Source organism: Alkalihalobacillus sp. BA299, assembly GCF_017745675.1.
Lineage (GTDB): Bacteria > Bacillota > Bacilli > Bacillales > Bacillaceae_F > Alkalihalobacterium.
Map to the genome: position 1 here is coordinate 312371 of NZ_JAFLJM010000001.1, position 15636 is coordinate 328006.

The 15636-nt window shown below is 36.7% G+C and carries 15 protein-coding genes and 1 pseudogene; 14 read left to right on the forward strand and 2 right to left on the reverse strand.

What is annotated here, in order from left to right; genetic code table 11:
* The first annotated feature begins 51 nt into the window (after nt 1-51).
* From J0N78_RS01485 to J0N78_RS01510, 6 genes are all read left to right on the forward strand, one after another.
* Nucleotides 52-1602 carry an ABC transporter substrate-binding protein gene (locus tag J0N78_RS01485; protein WP_209121223.1) on the forward strand — a complete coding sequence of 517 codons (1551 nt, stop codon included), beginning with the start codon at nt 52-54 and terminating at the stop codon, nt 1600-1602.
* A gap of 14 nt (nt 1603-1616) precedes the next feature.
* Nucleotides 1617-2546, forward strand: a complete 930-nt coding sequence (gene nikB / locus J0N78_RS01490) for a nickel ABC transporter permease (RefSeq protein ID WP_209121224.1) — start codon at nt 1617-1619, stop codon at nt 2544-2546.
* Between the two features lie 12 nt (nt 2547-2558).
* On the forward strand, nt 2559-3362 hold the full coding sequence (nikC, locus tag J0N78_RS01495; RefSeq protein ID WP_209121225.1) for a nickel transporter permease: 804 nt from the start codon (nt 2559-2561) through the stop codon (nt 3360-3362).
* A 13-nt stretch (nt 3363-3375) separates the two neighbouring features.
* Nucleotides 3376-4089: an ATP-binding cassette domain-containing protein gene (locus J0N78_RS01500; RefSeq protein WP_209121226.1), complete on the forward strand. Its 714-nt coding sequence runs from the start codon at nt 3376-3378 to the stop codon at nt 4087-4089.
* A complete protein-coding gene (locus tag J0N78_RS01505; RefSeq protein WP_209121227.1) occupies nt 4086-4862 on the forward strand; it encodes an ABC transporter ATP-binding protein in 777 nt (258 codons plus the stop codon). The genes J0N78_RS01500 and J0N78_RS01505 overlap by 4 nt, the downstream gene beginning before the upstream one ends.
* A gap of 250 nt (nt 4863-5112) precedes the next feature.
* A complete protein-coding gene (locus J0N78_RS01510; RefSeq protein WP_209121228.1) occupies nt 5113-5706 on the forward strand; it encodes a DJ-1/PfpI family protein in 594 nt (197 codons plus the stop codon).
* Between the two features lie 55 nt (nt 5707-5761).
* Here J0N78_RS01510 and J0N78_RS01515 read toward each other — a convergent pair whose 3' ends face one another.
* Entirely contained in the window at nt 5762-6292 is a 531-nt protein-coding gene (locus J0N78_RS01515; protein ID WP_209121229.1) for a superoxide dismutase family protein, read from the reverse strand.
* A gap of 151 nt (nt 6293-6443) precedes the next feature.
* On the opposite strand from J0N78_RS01515, the gene J0N78_RS01520 reads away from it, so the two are divergent.
* From J0N78_RS01520 to wrbA, 7 genes and pseudogenes are all read left to right on the forward strand, one after another.
* Nucleotides 6444-6986 (forward strand): DUF975 family protein, encoded by a 543-nt coding sequence (locus J0N78_RS01520; protein ID WP_209121230.1) that lies wholly within the window; start codon nt 6444-6446, stop codon nt 6984-6986.
* A gap of 141 nt (nt 6987-7127) precedes the next feature.
* Nucleotides 7128-7511, forward strand: coding sequence for a DUF559 domain-containing protein (locus tag J0N78_RS01525; protein WP_209121231.1), 384 nt, complete (start codon nt 7128-7130; stop codon nt 7509-7511).
* 313 nt (nt 7512-7824) lie between these two features.
* Nucleotides 7825-8364, forward strand: a complete 540-nt coding sequence (locus tag J0N78_RS01530) for a DinB family protein (RefSeq protein ID WP_209121232.1) — start codon at nt 7825-7827, stop codon at nt 8362-8364.
* A 654-nt stretch (nt 8365-9018) separates the two neighbouring features.
* Nucleotides 9019-10530, forward strand: a complete 1512-nt coding sequence (locus tag J0N78_RS01535; RefSeq protein ID WP_209121402.1) for a malate:quinone oxidoreductase — start codon at nt 9019-9021, stop codon at nt 10528-10530.
* A 327-nt stretch (nt 10531-10857) separates the two neighbouring features.
* Nucleotides 10858-10944 (forward strand): annotated as a pseudogene (locus tag J0N78_RS25630) (hypothetical protein); the annotation flags it as partial.
* Nucleotides 10945-11032: 88 nt separating this feature from the next.
* Nucleotides 11033-11635 carry an alpha/beta hydrolase gene (locus J0N78_RS01540; protein ID WP_209121233.1) on the forward strand — a complete coding sequence of 201 codons (603 nt, stop codon included), beginning with the start codon at nt 11033-11035 and terminating at the stop codon, nt 11633-11635.
* Nucleotides 11636-11944: 309 nt separating this feature from the next.
* The gene (gene wrbA / locus J0N78_RS01545; protein ID WP_374193839.1) at nt 11945-12556 is read left to right on the forward strand and encodes an NAD(P)H:quinone oxidoreductase; all 612 of its coding nucleotides are present in this window, start codon (nt 11945-11947) and stop codon (nt 12554-12556) included.
* Nucleotides 12557-13206: 650 nt separating this feature from the next.
* On the opposite strand, the gene J0N78_RS01550 is transcribed toward wrbA, so the two are convergent.
* Entirely contained in the window at nt 13207-13884 is a 678-nt protein-coding gene (locus J0N78_RS01550) for an NAD(P)H-dependent oxidoreductase (RefSeq protein ID WP_209121235.1), read from the reverse strand.
* 383 nt (nt 13885-14267) lie between these two features.
* Here J0N78_RS01550 and J0N78_RS01555 point away from each other — a divergent pair, with 383 nt between their 5' ends.
* Nucleotides 14268-15506 (forward strand): MFS transporter, encoded by a 1239-nt coding sequence (locus J0N78_RS01555; RefSeq protein ID WP_209121236.1) that lies wholly within the window; start codon nt 14268-14270, stop codon nt 15504-15506.
* Nucleotides 15507-15636 lie beyond the last annotated feature (130 nt).

The window sequence follows — 15636 nt, forward strand, 5'->3', positions numbered from 1 at the left end:
GAAATGCTTTTTTTAGTTCTAAAAATACTATGAAACTGGAGAGGAAATAGAATGAATAAAAGTATATCAATTTTACGAATAGGGATGACTCTATTTATTTTAATCCTAGTACTGGCAGGATGCAGTGGAACAAGTGAAAAAACGGTTCAAGAAACAGAAGCAACAGATCCGAAAAATCAAACATTGACGATGGCATATACTTGGAACCCAGCAGGTCTGGATGTCCACGGCAGTGATAGTTGGCATATAATGCGCTCAGGTGCAGCGGAAACATTAATTGGTTTAAATGAACAATTAGAGCCCATTCCTTGGCTAGCAAAAGAGTGGCATCAAGAAGAAGATACAGTATGGATGTTAAAGCTAGAAGAAAACGTTATGTTCCATAATGGAGATAAAATGGATGCAGAAAGTGTAAAAGCATCTTTATTACGCTCCTTAGAAATCAATCAAAGGGCAAATGATTTATTGGATGTACAATCGATTGAAGTAGTTGGGCCAAGTGAAATTAAAATTGTTACAAACAACCCGAATGCAACTTTAATTCCACACTTAGCTGATCCTTCCACTATTATTCTTGATGTAACTACGATTGATGAAGTGGATACATATCCAGCTCTTACTGGTCCGTTCAAAATAAAGGAATTTACAAAAGATGATTCGCTTGTAGTTGAAAGATATGAAGAGTATTGGGGAGAAAACGCATTACTAGCTGAAGTAACGATGAAATTTATGACAGATGGAAATTCACGTTTAATGGCACTGCAATCTGGAGCAGTTGACGTAGCGACCGATCTACCTCTTGATAGTATTTCTTTAATTGAAAGGGAAGATCATTTGGAAGTGTTATCTGCACCATCGCTACGTACTCATATGATCCTATATAATATGAATTCACCATTGTTTCAAAACTTAGCTCTTAGACAAGTTGTCGATTTAGCGATCCCACGGGAAGCGATTATTCATTCTGTCATGATGGGATATGGAACAGAAGCAAACAGTCCATTCGCCGATGTCTTGCCATTTGGAGATGTACCGCGAACTATAGTCAATCAATCCATTAATCAGCTAATGGGAGAAGCGGGTTGGCAAAAAAACAAGAACGGGATGTGGGAAAAGGATGGAAACTTGTTTGAATTTACGTTGTTAACGTTCCCGCAGCGACCTGAATTAACAGTGATGGCAGAAATTATTCAAGCCGAATTATTACAAGAAGGTATTCAAGCACACATTCGTCAGGTGGAGAATATTGATGATACGTTAGAAAGCGGAAATTGGGATTTAGCGATGTATAGTATGTTAACAGCGCACACTGGAGATCCTCAATATTTCTTAAATATTTTCTATCAATCTAACAGTTCTTCAAATGTTAGTTACTATACTTCAGCTGAACTTGATGAATTACTTGACCGATTAAATCAAACGTTAGAGCAAATAGAGAGAGACCAGTTAGCTAGACAAATACAAGAAATAATTAATAACGATATTCCCCAATCATTTGTTGTTCATCCAATGACAGTGTTTGGAAGTAAAAAGGATGTAAAAGGGTTTACGGTACATCCAATTGAGTATTATTATATTCATTCTCGTATTGAACGAGAATAATGTAGGTGGAAAGAATGTACCGTTTTTTGGTAGACCGCTTTTTGCAATTCATGTTTGTGATCATCTGCGTTCCAACATTAACTTTTCTTTTATTGCGAGTTTCACCTGGTGACCCAGCTCAAATTATGCTTTACGAAAACGGGGTTCCGGCATCTGAGGAAGCGATAAGCTACTTACGTGAGGAACTAGGATTGACAGAAACACTTGCTGTTCAATATGTTCAGTGGGTCAGTCAGATTATTAAGGGACAATGGGGGACATCTTTTGTTTCCAAGGAACCGGTGTTAATAGAGCTAGTCAAAAGATTACCGGCAACATTAGAATTAGCAGCAGCTGGTTTGTTTGTAATGCTAGTATTTACGTTTACTTTTGGGATTACAACAGCGATCTGGTCAAAAGGGTGGTTGGATCGAATAGGAAGACTCCTCGCTCTCTTGGGGTCTTCGATTCCCGCCTTTTGGCTTGGCTTTCTTTTGATTTATGTTTTGTCTGTTAAGTACGGGGTACTTCCGCCGATGGGGCGTGGCAGCTGGGAACATTTGATTTTACCCGCGATTACACTAGGGTTTGGTATGGGGACTGTATATGCGCGAGTATTAAAATCCAACCTTCTTGAAATGATGCAGCAAAACTTTGTGAAAGCTTCTAAAGCGAGGGGATTATCGAATACCCGCATTATCTTGTTTCAAGTGTTAAAGCATGCTTTCTTACCAATTGTAACGATGCTAGGAACAAGCTTCGCGTTTATGTTAGGTGGAAGTATTATTGTCGAAACGATTTTTTCTTGGCCAGGCTTAGGGCGTTATATTGTCGAAGCGATTAAACACAGAGATTACCCCATTATACAAGGTTATGTGATTTTCGTTACGATCTTATTTGTCTTGATTCACTTAATAGTTGATTTTATCTATATTTTGTTAGATCCACGCCTGCGTGTTCGTTAGGAGGGAAAATAAATGAAAAAAGCTCGCCAATTGAATAAGGGATTGACTGTTGGGGTTGGGATCTTTGTTTTATTTCTCCTCTTAGGTTTGTTCGCAAAATGGCTTACTCCTCATGATCCGTTAATGATTAACCTCGAACATCGACTTAACCCTCCTAGTATGGATTACTGGTTCGGAACGGATCATTTAGGTCGTTGTATTTTCTCACGTATCCTTTATGGCATACAAACGACCGTATCCTCGGCAATTTTTATTATGGCATTTACGTTACTGATCAGTTTGCCAATCGGTCTTACAGCCGGTTATTGGAGAGGCCGTACAGACCATTTTTTTATGCGAATTGTAGATGGTACACTAGCACTGCCTGATGTAATCGTAACGATTGCAATTGTTGGGATTTTAGGCCCAGGGTTTGTAAATATGTTAGTTGCCATTGTTTTAGTTCGTTGGGCAAATTATGTGCGGTTTATACGTAGTCTTGTATTAAAAGTGGGAAATGAAGATTTTATTTTATCTGCTCGAATGTCTGGTAATTCTCATATTCGGATTATAAAACGTTACATACTCCCGCAAATCATGACACCTACTCTTGTTTTTGTAGCATTGGATTTGGGGAGGATTGTTCTTTTAATGGCGGGACTCTCTTTTTTAGGACTTGGAGTTCAACCTCCAACGCCTGAGTGGGGAGTAATGTTATATGATGCCACATCTTATTTTCAAATTGCCCCACATATTATGATTTTTCCAGGGTTAGCGATTATGTTCTTTGTCCTATCTTGTCAGCTTATGAGTGAGAGGTTAAAAAAGTTAGCGTGAAAGAGGGGAGACGATGATTATCAAACCGATATTACATATAGATCATCTTGAAGTATCTAACATTCAAGGTCAAAAATCAGTGCCGCTTGTTCATGATGTTTCTTTTTCCTTGTACAAAGGTGAAACAGTTGCGCTAACAGGTACAAGTGGCTGTGGGAAAAGTATAACCGCTCATGCCTTAGTCGGTATGTTAGACTCCAACTTTCAAGTGACAAACGGGCATATATATTACAAAGACGAGAATATTCTCACGTATGATGAGAAAAAGTGGCAAAAGCTGCGCCGCGAAGAAATTGGATTATTAATTCAGCATTCATTAAGTGGCTTAAACCCAATTCGTACAGTAAAAAAACAAATGGTAGAAGCGTTAAAACAAAATAAAAAATCGCCATACGAAAACAGGGAAACCTATTTACATACGATTTTAGAGCAAGTAGGATTTTCGGATCCTGCAGAGATTTTATCCTCTTATCCCTTTGAGTTAAGTGGGGGAATGCGGCAAAGAGTTTTATTAGCGATGCTCATCAGCTTACGACCTCAAATCCTTATTGCAGACGAACCGACAACTGCCCTTGATGTGATCAATAGAGAAAAGGTTTTACAATTGCTTAAAAAATTGCAACATGAGCTAGGGTTAACGATATTATTAATCTCCCATGACCAACATAGCGTAAAGAAACTGGCCAATCGTGTACTGCAAATGAATCCAGGAGGTATTCTTCAATGACCTTACTAAATATACAAGATGTAACGAAACGATATCCGTTTAGATTGAGAAGAAGGAAGGGTTTAAATCAGTCTTCAACGATTAAAGCATTACATGAAATCAATCTTACATTAAACCGAGGTGAAAGTCTTGGAATTGTTGGAGAAAGTGGCAGTGGAAAAAGTACGTTAGCAAAGGTGATCATGAATATCGAACGCCCATCTTCAGGAAAAGTGTTGATGGACGGTAAATCTATGAGTGAAATGAAAGATTTAACGATTTATAAACGGATTCAGCTGGTACTACAAGATTCATCCACTTCTTTATATCCAAGATTAAAAGTGAGAGATATTCTTGAAGAACCAATTCACAATTACTTTCCCGAAAAAGATCAAGCTTGGAAAGAGGAAAGATTAGTGAAAATATTAAAATTAGTTAATCTCCCCCTTTGCTATTTATCAAGATTACCAGGTCAATTAAGTGGTGGCCAGAAGCAGCGTGTATGCATTGCTAAGGCACTAGCTGTACAACCTGAAATTATTATTTTTGATGAATCAATTGCTAGTTTAGATCAGTCAGCTCAAATAGAGATCATAAATATGTTAAAACATATAAAAAATATCGAAAATATATCTTATCTTTTTATTACGCATGATCTCTTATCCATACGTCAATTATGTGACCAAGTTTCTGTCATATACCAAGGGGAAATTGTAGAAACATTTAGTAACTGGGACATCCAAGAGCTAAAGCATCCTTACTCGCGTTCATTATTTCGGGCTGGAGCTGTATAGCGACGTAAATCGGTTGTGATCATGACTTTATAAACCTTCTGGCATAATGTATCCGCCACTAACGGTCAAGAGGACAGATGGCCGTAATTCAGCTAAAGATGAATCAAGTTGATAGATGTCAATTGTCGAAAATACCGCTTCAAAACGGTGGGTAGGTTCTAAATTTGTTCTATATTTTTAATAGTAGATTTATAGTAAAGAATTATTATATAAAAATGCTACAAATAGAATTTTACGGGAGGTTAAAAAATTGTCACAACGTACAGTTGGTATATTACTATTTAACGATGTAGAAGTATTAGATTTTGCAGGACCATTTGAAGTTTTTTCTATTGCGACTATTCCTAAATCAAATGATAAGCCCTTTATTGTAAAAACAATTTCAGAAAATGGAGAATTAGTTACTGCGAGGAATGGTTTAAATGTTAAACCAGATTTTAGTTTCGCTAACCACCCTTCATTAGACATTGTTATTATTCCTGGGGGATATGGTGCTGAAAAGATTGAAATTAACAATCCTAATGTAATTGAGTGGATCAAAAAACAACAAACAAAAGTGGAGTTTATGACTTCCGTCTGTACTGGTGCACTGCTTCTTGCAAAAGCAGGTATTCTTGATGGAAGAAGAGCAACAACGCATTGGATGGATATTGATAGATTAGAACAGGAATTCCCTGACGTATCAGTCCAACGTGGTGTTAAATTTGTTGATGAAGGTTCACTAATAACTTCTGGAGGGATTTCAGCAGGAATTAATATGTCCTTTCATTTGATTTCTCGACTACTTGGAAAAGAAGTTGCTATAGAGACAGCAAGACGAATGGAATATGAAATTGAGTTATAATTACCTTTTAACTAATTGGAATAATTGAGATACACCTAGTGCCCCTACCGCAAATTTAGTTTGGTAATGAGGAAGGGATATTTCCCATCCCGTTCGAAGCCTGAATCACGCCGCAAGCCAATCGCTTTCCAGCATCTCCTGCCGGCTGCGTACGGTAATCGTCGGGGTTCTGATGAATTATTACTGCTTTTCCGATCACATCGGCTACGTTAAATTTATTGGTAAAGAAACACATATACGCATAACCGTTATTAGAAAAGAGAACCGGAAAATCGCCTGCGTGATTGCCGTGCGGTTGATTTGTCGGATTCCAATGCTCTCCTGCGGCCAAAAAAGGCTCCTTTTGATCTCCAATTTGACAGCTGCCGTTTTCATGGATATGAAACCCGTGTGGGCCGATCGGGTCCTTGTTTCCCTGAGCAGGTCGATAAGGCGGGAGTCCGTAAATTTGCGCACAAACCATCGTTCCTCCCAGGACTTGTTGAAAAGATACGATTCCTCTGATATCAGGGGCTAGAGTGCCACCGTTGACTTCTGCGTAAACTGCGTTCATCCGATAATTGTAATACGAATGGTTGTAAAACATATTGTCCGTCTCCTTTTAATAATTAGTTCGCATTTCGATTCATTGTATGCCCCCGCCTATAAATTCGTTATTCAAGTGCTTCCATTGTGTATGGAAATGTTAATACTCCCACATCGGCAGTAAGAAATGCACGGGTGCCAATAAAAAATTATTGAATAACAATAAAGATGTAGTTGATCTTATTTACCATATCAAATACAAAGAGGGCAATAAATTTTTAAAAGCATTCTTATATAGCTTTAAAAACAAAAGTCTACTATTCAAAGGCTTTGTAATTTTAGCACTTAGTCGATTATTGCAGTTTTTTATCGTAATTCTTCTTACGATTACATTTTTATATTTTCTTATATTTTTAACAGGAGATGTGGCTACTCCTGATATAGCAAAGTTTATAGGGCTTTTAGTTTTTTCTTTAATAATTGTATGGATTTATTTAGGACTCTCCCAGTCTATGTATATTCTTTATGAACGGCCCAAAATAAAACTGTTTAAATGTATTTATTATAGTTTTAAGCTCATGCGTGGGAATAGAGCATCTTTGATTGGATTATATTTAATATTTGGCTTATGGTTTTTATTAGGATTAGTGGCTTTGGTGGTGGGTGTTCTTTGGATTTTAGCTTTTTTTGAAGTTTCCCGCGTTGAATTTTATCAATCACTTAAATTGAATAACGAAGGATTTATAACTGAATAACATTTCTTCTAAATTAATATTTACCATCAGAAATATTCTTACAAAAAGAAAACGATGAAGTTCATTTTCAGTGGAACGAACAGTGATTGAGAAATAATTGTAATTTAGCAATAGAGCAGGTTAGTCAAGGAGTGATTTTCGGTGTATAGCATTGAGATAAGAAGATCACGAATTGAGGACAAAAAAGAGCTAAATTTTGAAAAAGATGTGTTACGAATGATCTTAGCTCGAGGATATAAAGTGACTCCACAAGTAGAGGTAGGGCGGTATCGTATCGACTTTGTTATTGAAGGGATCCGTGATCGGCTTGCTGTGGAATGTGACGGCGAGAGATGGCATGGACCTGAAAAGTTTGAGGAAGATATGCAAAGACAAGAATCGCTTGAGCGGTCTGGTTGGAAATTTTGGCGAGTAAGAGGTAGAGAGTTTTACTTTGATAGAGAAAAAGCAATGGAAAGCTTATGGCAGACGTTAGATGACATGGGGATTACCGCAAGCAGTCACAGGTGGTCTCGAACTTACTGAGTTATTTAACGACTTAAAGAAAGGCGGTATAGAGTTTAAGTATACCAAGAATGGTAGTAAAACAACGAATCATTGACCTTCATGGTACCTTGCTTCCAAAAGTCAAACATTGTTAGATCAACTGTTTAAAACCAATCATGGGTTGGGCTACTGCTTGGAGTTTTGATTGCTTACGACTATGACCGGCTTTCCATTGATTATACGATCGAGAAAATGAGTGACAACTAGTAGCATGTGGAACACTTTGTAAAACGAGAAAATTTGAACTTTTTAAGAGGCGTGCCCGTCTCGCCACCAAGAAAGGAGCCAAAATATGAATTTTAATTTAGAGGAAGCGATCGAAGTACTTGAGCGGACGCCACAAACATTAGCACTTTTTTTAACCGGCCTATCAGACAGTTGGATAACAGCTAATGAGGGGGAAGGAACGTGGAATATTGTTGAAGTGATTGATCATCTGATCGATGGAGAAAAAGTGAATTGGGTTCCGAGGTTAGAAATCATCCTTCAAGAGGGGGAAAGCAAGCCATTTCCCTCGTTTGATCGATATGCACATCTCAACGAAAAGTCTGGAAAATCGATCACAGAAAAGCTGGATGAATTTAAAACGATAAGAGCCGAAAATATCATCAAAATGAAGAAGCTGATTGACTCCAACTTACACTATGAATTAACGGGAATGCATCCAGCATTTGGCCAGGTAAAGGTAAGAGAACTGTTATCGACTTGGGTAGTACATGACTTAACGCATATTTCGCAAATTGTCCGTGTTATGGCAGAAAGATACAGGGTGGATGTTGGCCCTTGGAAAGAGTATTTAGGCATTTTAAAAATTGATGATGAGAAAGATTGAGGGGAAGTTCTAGGTGGATTGACCACCTAGAACTTTTAAAATGATTAACCCAATTAAGAATGATACATTAGATATTCATCTAGTAGATTACGAACGTAATGGCTGGGAACCACCTCAGAAAAGCTTGGAATAAGTATTGCAGATAGTTTTACGTATAACAATTTTTCTATGTATGTACATAAGTCCTATAGATGCAACATCGGAAGTTCTCAAACAACATTTCCCTCGATTTGTTGATGAGCTATTGATATTTTTTCAATAGCTCATTTTTTTGATTTATGTATTTCGCCATACAGTAGCATATTTCTTTTGATATTTACTATCTTCTTCGTTTGCTATTAATTCTAGTGCACATTGTTTGATTTCTTCTAGCTTTAAACGATCATATAAGTTTCTAAGGCCTTGGATTATATCAAATCGAATTAACACAAGTAGTTTAGTTGTGTGTTCCTAGGCCTTGTGGACTGACTTTTCATATTACTAGCTTTTAAATAACTTATAATTATCATATAATAGTAGATATATTAAACTATAAATAATTTTAATACAATATGATATGATATGGTTATCATTGAGACAGAAAAGGTGAGTGACTAGGTCACGCCTTAGCTTGGTGTGACGCCTAGCAAATTTTAGGGGGAAAGGTTGGTAAAAATGAACAACAGAGAAACTAAAACAGACGTCATTTTAATTGGTGCCGGAGCCATGAGTGCGACTTTGGGGATGCTTCTAAAAGAATTAGTACCGGACTGGGAAATTACTGTTTTTGAGAAGCTCGCAAACGCAGGGGAGGAAAGCTCTAACGAATGGAATAATGCGGGTACGGGACATGCGGCACTGTGCGAGCTTAACTACACAGATGAAAAACCGGATGGATCTGTAGATATTAGTAAAGCTATAAAAATTAATGAACAGTTTCAGGTTTCAATGCAGTTTTGGTCTTATCTAGTAAACAGTAAGCTGATAGATAATCCACAGGACTTTATCATGCCATTGCCTCATATGAGTTTTGTACAAGGGGAACAAAATGTAACGTTTTTAAAGAAACGATTTGAAGCGCTATCAAACAATCCTCTATTCCAAGGGATGGAATTTTCCGATGATCCGGAAAAACTAATGGAATGGATTCCGCTTGTTATGCAGGACCGCGCATCGAATGAACCTATAGCTGCCACAAAAATCGACGCTGGAACGGATGTCAACTTTGGTGCTTTAACGCGCATGTTGTTCAATCACTTAGAAAATAAAAATGTCGATATAAACTACAAACATACTGTTCATGATATTAAACGTACTAGCGACGGCTCGTGGGAAGTGAAAGTGCATGATGACAGTACTGGTGATATCGAACGCCATACGGCAAAATTCGTCTTTATCGGAGGCGGGGGAGGAAGCCTACATTTACTGCAAAAATCTGGTATTCCTGAAGGGAAACATATTGGAGGATTCCCGGTAAGCGGCATTTTTATGGTGTGTAATAATCCGGATGTTGTAGAGCAGCATAATGCAAAAGTATACGGCAAAGCTAAGGTTGGTGCTCCGCCAATGTCTGTTCCGCATCTTGACACAAGATATATAGACAATAAAAAATCGTTACTATTTGGACCATTTGCTGGCTTCTCACCAAAGTTTTTAAAATACGGTTCAATGTTCGATTTAGTAACTTCCATAAAATCGGATAATCTCTTAACGATGTTGGCGGCAGGCGCAAAAGAGATGTCATTGACAAAATACTTGATTCAGCAAGTTATGTCTTCAAAAGAACAGCGCATGGAAGAGTTACGTGAGTTTATCCCGAACGCCAAAGATGAGGATTGGGATTTAGTAGTAGCGGGCCAACGTGTACAAGTTATCAAAGATACTGAAGCTGGCGGCAAAGGAACACTTCAATTTGGTACAGAAGTGATTACTGCCGCTGATGGATCGATCGCTGCATTACTAGGTGCTTCTCCAGGTGCTTCTACTGCCGTTCACGTTATGCTTCAGGTATTAGAAAAATGCTTCCCGCAACATATGAAAGAGTGGGAACCGAAAATCAAAGAAATGATTCCTTCTTATGGCGTGTCACTAGTGGAAAACTCTGAGCTTCTACAAGAAATTCATACTTCAACAGCACAGACACTTGGTCTAAGCGAAAAAGTCGAAAAAGAGCTAGTCTTTAGTTAATGTTTTAGATGTAGAGTAAATAATTAAATATCTTTGGAAATAAAATACAGAACCTTTGATCTATCTTTGGATTGAAGGTTCTTTTTTTAAAATTCACAGTTTGAGAGGCTAAGGTGCACCGTAACATAAGAATAGTAAACTCTAAACGTTTTTAGATATAAATCAGTTGACACTTAAAAATGAAGTATTATATAATTATCTCGAATTCGAGATAATGAAAGGATAGTAGTTATGAATATTCAGGACAATAAATTTTTTAAGTAAATATCTCGAAGCCATAATATCTGAATTAATCATAATTTGGTGTTACTCACTATTCTTATTTGACATCATCTTTATTTTGGTAATGAAGGAGGAAAACCAGGGACGATTATCACTTTTTTTCCATGGTCAGGTGCTTACCAAGGAAAAATTGATGTTGCCTGACCAATTGAACAAGTGGTTCTTCCATTTGAAGTTAGAGAGTTAGATTCATGTTACGAAAAGAGAAAGGAGATAAATCATGAAACACATATTTAATCAGGGAAAAGATCCATCAAAACCCACTTTACTTTTACTTCATGGCACTGGAGGGAATGAACTAGATTTGTTGCCTCTTGCGGGGATGATTGATGATGAGACTTCAGTGCTAAGTGTCAGAGGAAATGTGTTAGAAAATGGAATGCCACGATTTTTTCGCAGGTTAGCTGAAGGAGTATTTGATGAAGAAGATCTCATTTTCCGAACGAAGGAATTGAATCAATTCCTAGATGAAGCAGCGGAAAAGTATCATTTTGACCGAGAAAATATAATTGCCATTGGTTACTCTAATGGTGCAAATATTGCAGCAAGTTTATTATTTCACTATAAAAATGCGTTGAATGGTGCGATTCTTCACCACCCAATGGTACCGAGAAGAGGTATTGAACTTCCTGATTTAACAGGAAAGTCTGTGTTTATTGCAGCAGGTACGAATGATCCCATTTGTTCACCAATGGAATCTTCAGAATTACAATCGTTATTAGAAAAAGCAAATGCAAAAGTAGATCTTCATTGGGAAAATAGAGGTCACCAATTGACTGCAGAGGAAGTAGAAACCGCAGCAAAGTGGTATCGTAAGTTATAACCATTACAATAAATCAAAAGCTTTTACAGATGATTGTTTATTAGGTCAATTGATCTTTAAAGGGTAAGAAGAAAAAGATTCATTTGCTGAATCAATTTATTTATCTCGAATTCAAGAAAAGTGAAATTGAGATATATAATAAAGGATCTAAACTTAGGGGAAAAAGAACATGCGGACATTGAAAATGAATTATTTTCAATGGAGGTGGTTCTTATAAAAGGAAGTAGACAAAACTAAACAACGAAAAGAAGGTGTATTATGATGGGATTTTTAGAAAAACTTTTTGGAAATAAAAAGGAGGCAAACGATATGTCAAACGTAAAATTAGCCGTAATTTATTACAGTATGGGTGGAACAAACTATCAATTAGCTAAATGGGCTGAAGAAGGTGCGAAAGAAGTTGGTGCAGAAGTGAAAATATTAAAAGTACCTGAACTTGCTCCACAATCAGTCATTGATGAAAATGAAGGCTGGAAAGCTCATGTTGAAGCAACGAAAGATATTCCTGAAGTCATTTTAGATGACCTTGAATGGGCAGATGCAATTATTTTCAGTGTACCAACACGTTTTGGGAATATGCCCGCTCAAATGAAGCAATTTTTAGATACAACTGGCGGATTATGGTTTAATGGAATGCTTGTCAATAAAGTAGTTAGTGCGATGACTTCAGCTCAGAATCCTCATGGTGGTCAAGAAGCAACAATCCTTTCCCTATACACATCTATGCATCACTGGGGCGCAATTGTTGCATCGCCTGGTTACACGGATCCAGTTCAATTTACTTCAGGTGGTAACCCATACGGAGTAAGTGTAACAGTTGGTCAAGATGGAAAAATGATTGAAGACGTGCAAGCAGCCGTTAAACATCAAGCGAAGCGTACGGTTATAGTAGCTGAATGGGTGAAAAAAGGAAATCAATAATTAAACAGAGAGCCGATAGCTGTTAACCTTTGCTATGTGTTAATACTTAATCTCAAAAAGTGATATAACCAATCGAATAAAACTAATCATAATCTTTGTTTAAGCGCATAGAGATATATTTGTTTTCTTAAGTTACTCGTAATGTTATGTCTATCCTAACAACGGTGAAGAAAAAACATCCAAAAAAGGATGTTTTTTTAAAAGAATAAGAAAGTTTAAATTTCGAGGATGTCTAGCTTCAGGTGTCATCGGCTCGAGGTCGCTTCGGTCCATCCAACGTGTCCAAAAGTCAGGACACTAATTGCTGGCCCTCCAGCGCTTGTCGCCGATAAGCAGACACCTTCCGCTTTTCTTGTTGAGAAAAAGAAAGATATCAAAGAAAATAGGTAGAAGGACGTTGATTACCTGACTACAAAAGAAATAAAAGAAGTTTATTGGCTCCGGATCATTGCTTTTTTGAGTGTTGTTCTTACTCACGCAGCTAGCAGGGTTATATCAGACTTTTCTTTAAATGGGCTATACGAGTTGTATATCGGGTACTGGGTAAGTTTCTACTTTTATTTTATAGATTTAATTTCAGTGTTGTTACAACTTGTTTTATCCGGATTTAGCTTGAGAACACCAAATTGGTAGTCATAATTCAAGGTCGTTTATTCAATCCACTGTACGATATCCTTCAACATTTTTCTTGTTTTAGGTAGAGGCTCATTCACACGGTATCCGAAGGCAACCATAACAGAGACAGCTAAATGTCCACCTTCTAGTAAGTTTTCTTCTTCTAAAATCTTTTGAACTTTATCAAATTCAAAGCCTTCAATCGGGCATGAGTCAATACCGATTTGTGCTGCAGCTGTCATCATGTTAGCTAGTGCAATATATGTTTGTTTCCCGGCCCAATCCAACATCGTTCGATCATTATCTAAAAGGTGGAGGTCATTTTCCTGAAAAGTTTTGTAGCGAATTTTTTTCTGTTCAAAAACGTCAGCTGGAATGTTTCTTACTTTTAAAAATTGATTTCTTAAATAGTCGGAATTATAATGGGTATCTTTAATAGTTCTAGCAAGGATGATTACGAAATGACTTGCTGTTGGTAGTTGGCCTAGTGCTCCCCAAGATACCTCTCTTAATTTTTCTCTTAGCTTATGGTTTTGCACGACAAGAAATTTCCACGGCTCACTTCCGATAGAGCTAGGCGATAGCCTTCCAGCTTCTAAGATAAAATGAAAGTCTTCGTCAGGTATTTTTTTGCTCTGATCAAATTCTTTTGTTGCATGTCTAAAATAGTAAGCATCGAGTATTTCTTGATGTTTTTTGGGTTGATTTGTCATATTTACTCTCTCCTTTTTCTTATCGGTATGCATTTCGAGTGTTTATCAAATGGGTATCTATTAAAAGGTCCTGAAGTTTTTTTCAATATCTTTATTTTAACGTACACACTATTATTAATAAAAATATAAAGCATTAATCTTAAGCCATACTTTTTTACCTACTCAAACTTTGTGCTAGTATTAATAGTAATCGATTGCTATTAAAAGAAAGTTTATAGCTAATATCTACAAAATTTTCTTAGCATACATTTATTTTAATAGTTGTATATATTTATTTGTATCATTGTGTAGCTTTGGTAAGTTTGTTTTGTCGTGAAAAATAATATTTATTTTTGTGTAATCGATTCGGCAATACCAATCTAGCAATTTGAAAGAGTGATAATATGAGTAAGCCTTTACAAGAACTAAAAAGCTTAAACCATAAAATAACGTATATGCCCTGGATGATGCTTTTACTACTTACAGCATGTATGTTGTTAGGCTATTTTGGCATGAGTAGTGTTCCTACTCTTGCTCCTTTGATCAAGGAGGAGCTAACATTGACTCCTACCCAAGTAGGGGCATTAATGGTCAGTTTTTATGTTGGCACAACGATTACGGCATTTGCTTATATGTTCTTTCTGGATGGATATAAAGTGAGAACTTCTTTATCGATCGGCTTATTTTTAATAGGGCTATTTATTTTGTTTGCAAGCTATTCAAAAGGGTATTGGTTATATTTTATTTTTTTAGCTGTAGCTGGTGCGGGATATGGAATTATTAATCCTGCGATAAATAAAGGGGTTATCGCCTGGGTCCCTAAAAATGTTAGAGGAACGGCTATAAGCATTAAACAAGTCGGAGTCATGTTAGGTGGAAGTTTAAGTGCAGCTACTTTACCTGTAATAGCTGTTACATACAGCATTTTTTACGCACTATTTTTTACTGGAATTTTAATCGTAGTGATGGGTTGGATTGCTTTTTTTTTCTATAAAGAAAAAGATAAAGAAACGAATGATAATTTTGCGAAAAAAGAAATGAAACCGTATGGAGTACTAGAAATCCTAAAAAATAAAAATCTCTTATTAGTTACTGTAACAGGAATGATTTTAGTTGGAGCGCAATTTTCGTATTTTATGTATTTGGCATTATATTTAACGAATGATTTTAAATATAGCGTTATCTTAGCGGGTACTTTGTTAAGTACGGCTTCTGCAGGAGGAGCATTAGGAAGAATTTTATGGGGTGGAGTTAGCGATTTTATGTTTAAAGGAGCAAGGAAAACCGTCTTACAGATTATTTGTTTAAGTTCTTTTTTGGTTTGTTTAATACTAGCATCCATACCGACCGACACATCGGTTATCTTTATCGGAATTTTACTTTTTATGTATGGAATGACGATTGGCGGATGGAATGGTGTGATGCAAGCATTTGCGATTGAATTAGCTGAACCGGAACATGTTGGTGTTGTAAGCAGCTTTTTTCTATCATTTATTTTTTTAGCAACATTATCATTCCCATTCTTTTTTGGTTTGGTCATTGAAACGGTTGGAAGTTATAGAATTTCATGGGTGTTGTCTGCGATTACCATTGTATTAGCTGCTGTTTTATTACTTTTCATAAAAGAAAATAAACAACAGTAACTTTTAATTTTTTATAATTTTATTTAAATAAGTTTTTGACTTCAAATTTTGCGCTAAACTTTAACTCCACGTCCCATACCGCCATAGTCAATATTGGAACCATTTTGCAGAAGATATTGCCAATAAGACC

Coding starts and splice junctions, on each gene's coding strand:
- J0N78_RS01530 (WP_209121232.1), top strand. CDS start 7,825: ATGAATTTTAATTTAGAGGAAGCGATCGAAGTACTTGAGCGGACGCCA.
- nikC (WP_209121225.1), top strand. CDS start 2,559: ATGAAAAAAGCTCGCCAATTGAATAAGGGATTGACTGTTGGGGTTGGG.
- J0N78_RS01535 (WP_209121402.1), top strand. CDS start 9,019: ATGAACAACAGAGAAACTAAAACAGACGTCATTTTAATTGGTGCCGGA.
- J0N78_RS01555 (WP_209121236.1), top strand. CDS start 14,268: ATGAGTAAGCCTTTACAAGAACTAAAAAGCTTAAACCATAAAATAACG.
- J0N78_RS01540 (WP_209121233.1), top strand. CDS start 11,033: ATGAAACACATATTTAATCAGGGAAAAGATCCATCAAAACCCACTTTA.
- wrbA (WP_374193839.1), top strand. CDS start 11,945: ATGTCAAACGTAAAATTAGCCGTAATTTATTACAGTATGGGTGGAACA.
- J0N78_RS01485 (WP_209121223.1), top strand. CDS start 52: ATGAATAAAAGTATATCAATTTTACGAATAGGGATGACTCTATTTATT.
- J0N78_RS01505 (WP_209121227.1), top strand. CDS start 4,086: ATGACCTTACTAAATATACAAGATGTAACGAAACGATATCCGTTTAGA.
- J0N78_RS01500 (WP_209121226.1), top strand. CDS start 3,376: ATGATTATCAAACCGATATTACATATAGATCATCTTGAAGTATCTAAC.
- J0N78_RS01550 (WP_209121235.1), bottom strand. CDS start 13,884: ATGACAAATCAACCCAAAAAACATCAAGAAATACTCGATGCTTACTAT.
- J0N78_RS01515 (WP_209121229.1), bottom strand. CDS start 6,292: ATGTTTTACAACCATTCGTATTACAATTATCGGATGAACGCAGTTTAC.
- nikB (WP_209121224.1), top strand. CDS start 1,617: ATGTACCGTTTTTTGGTAGACCGCTTTTTGCAATTCATGTTTGTGATC.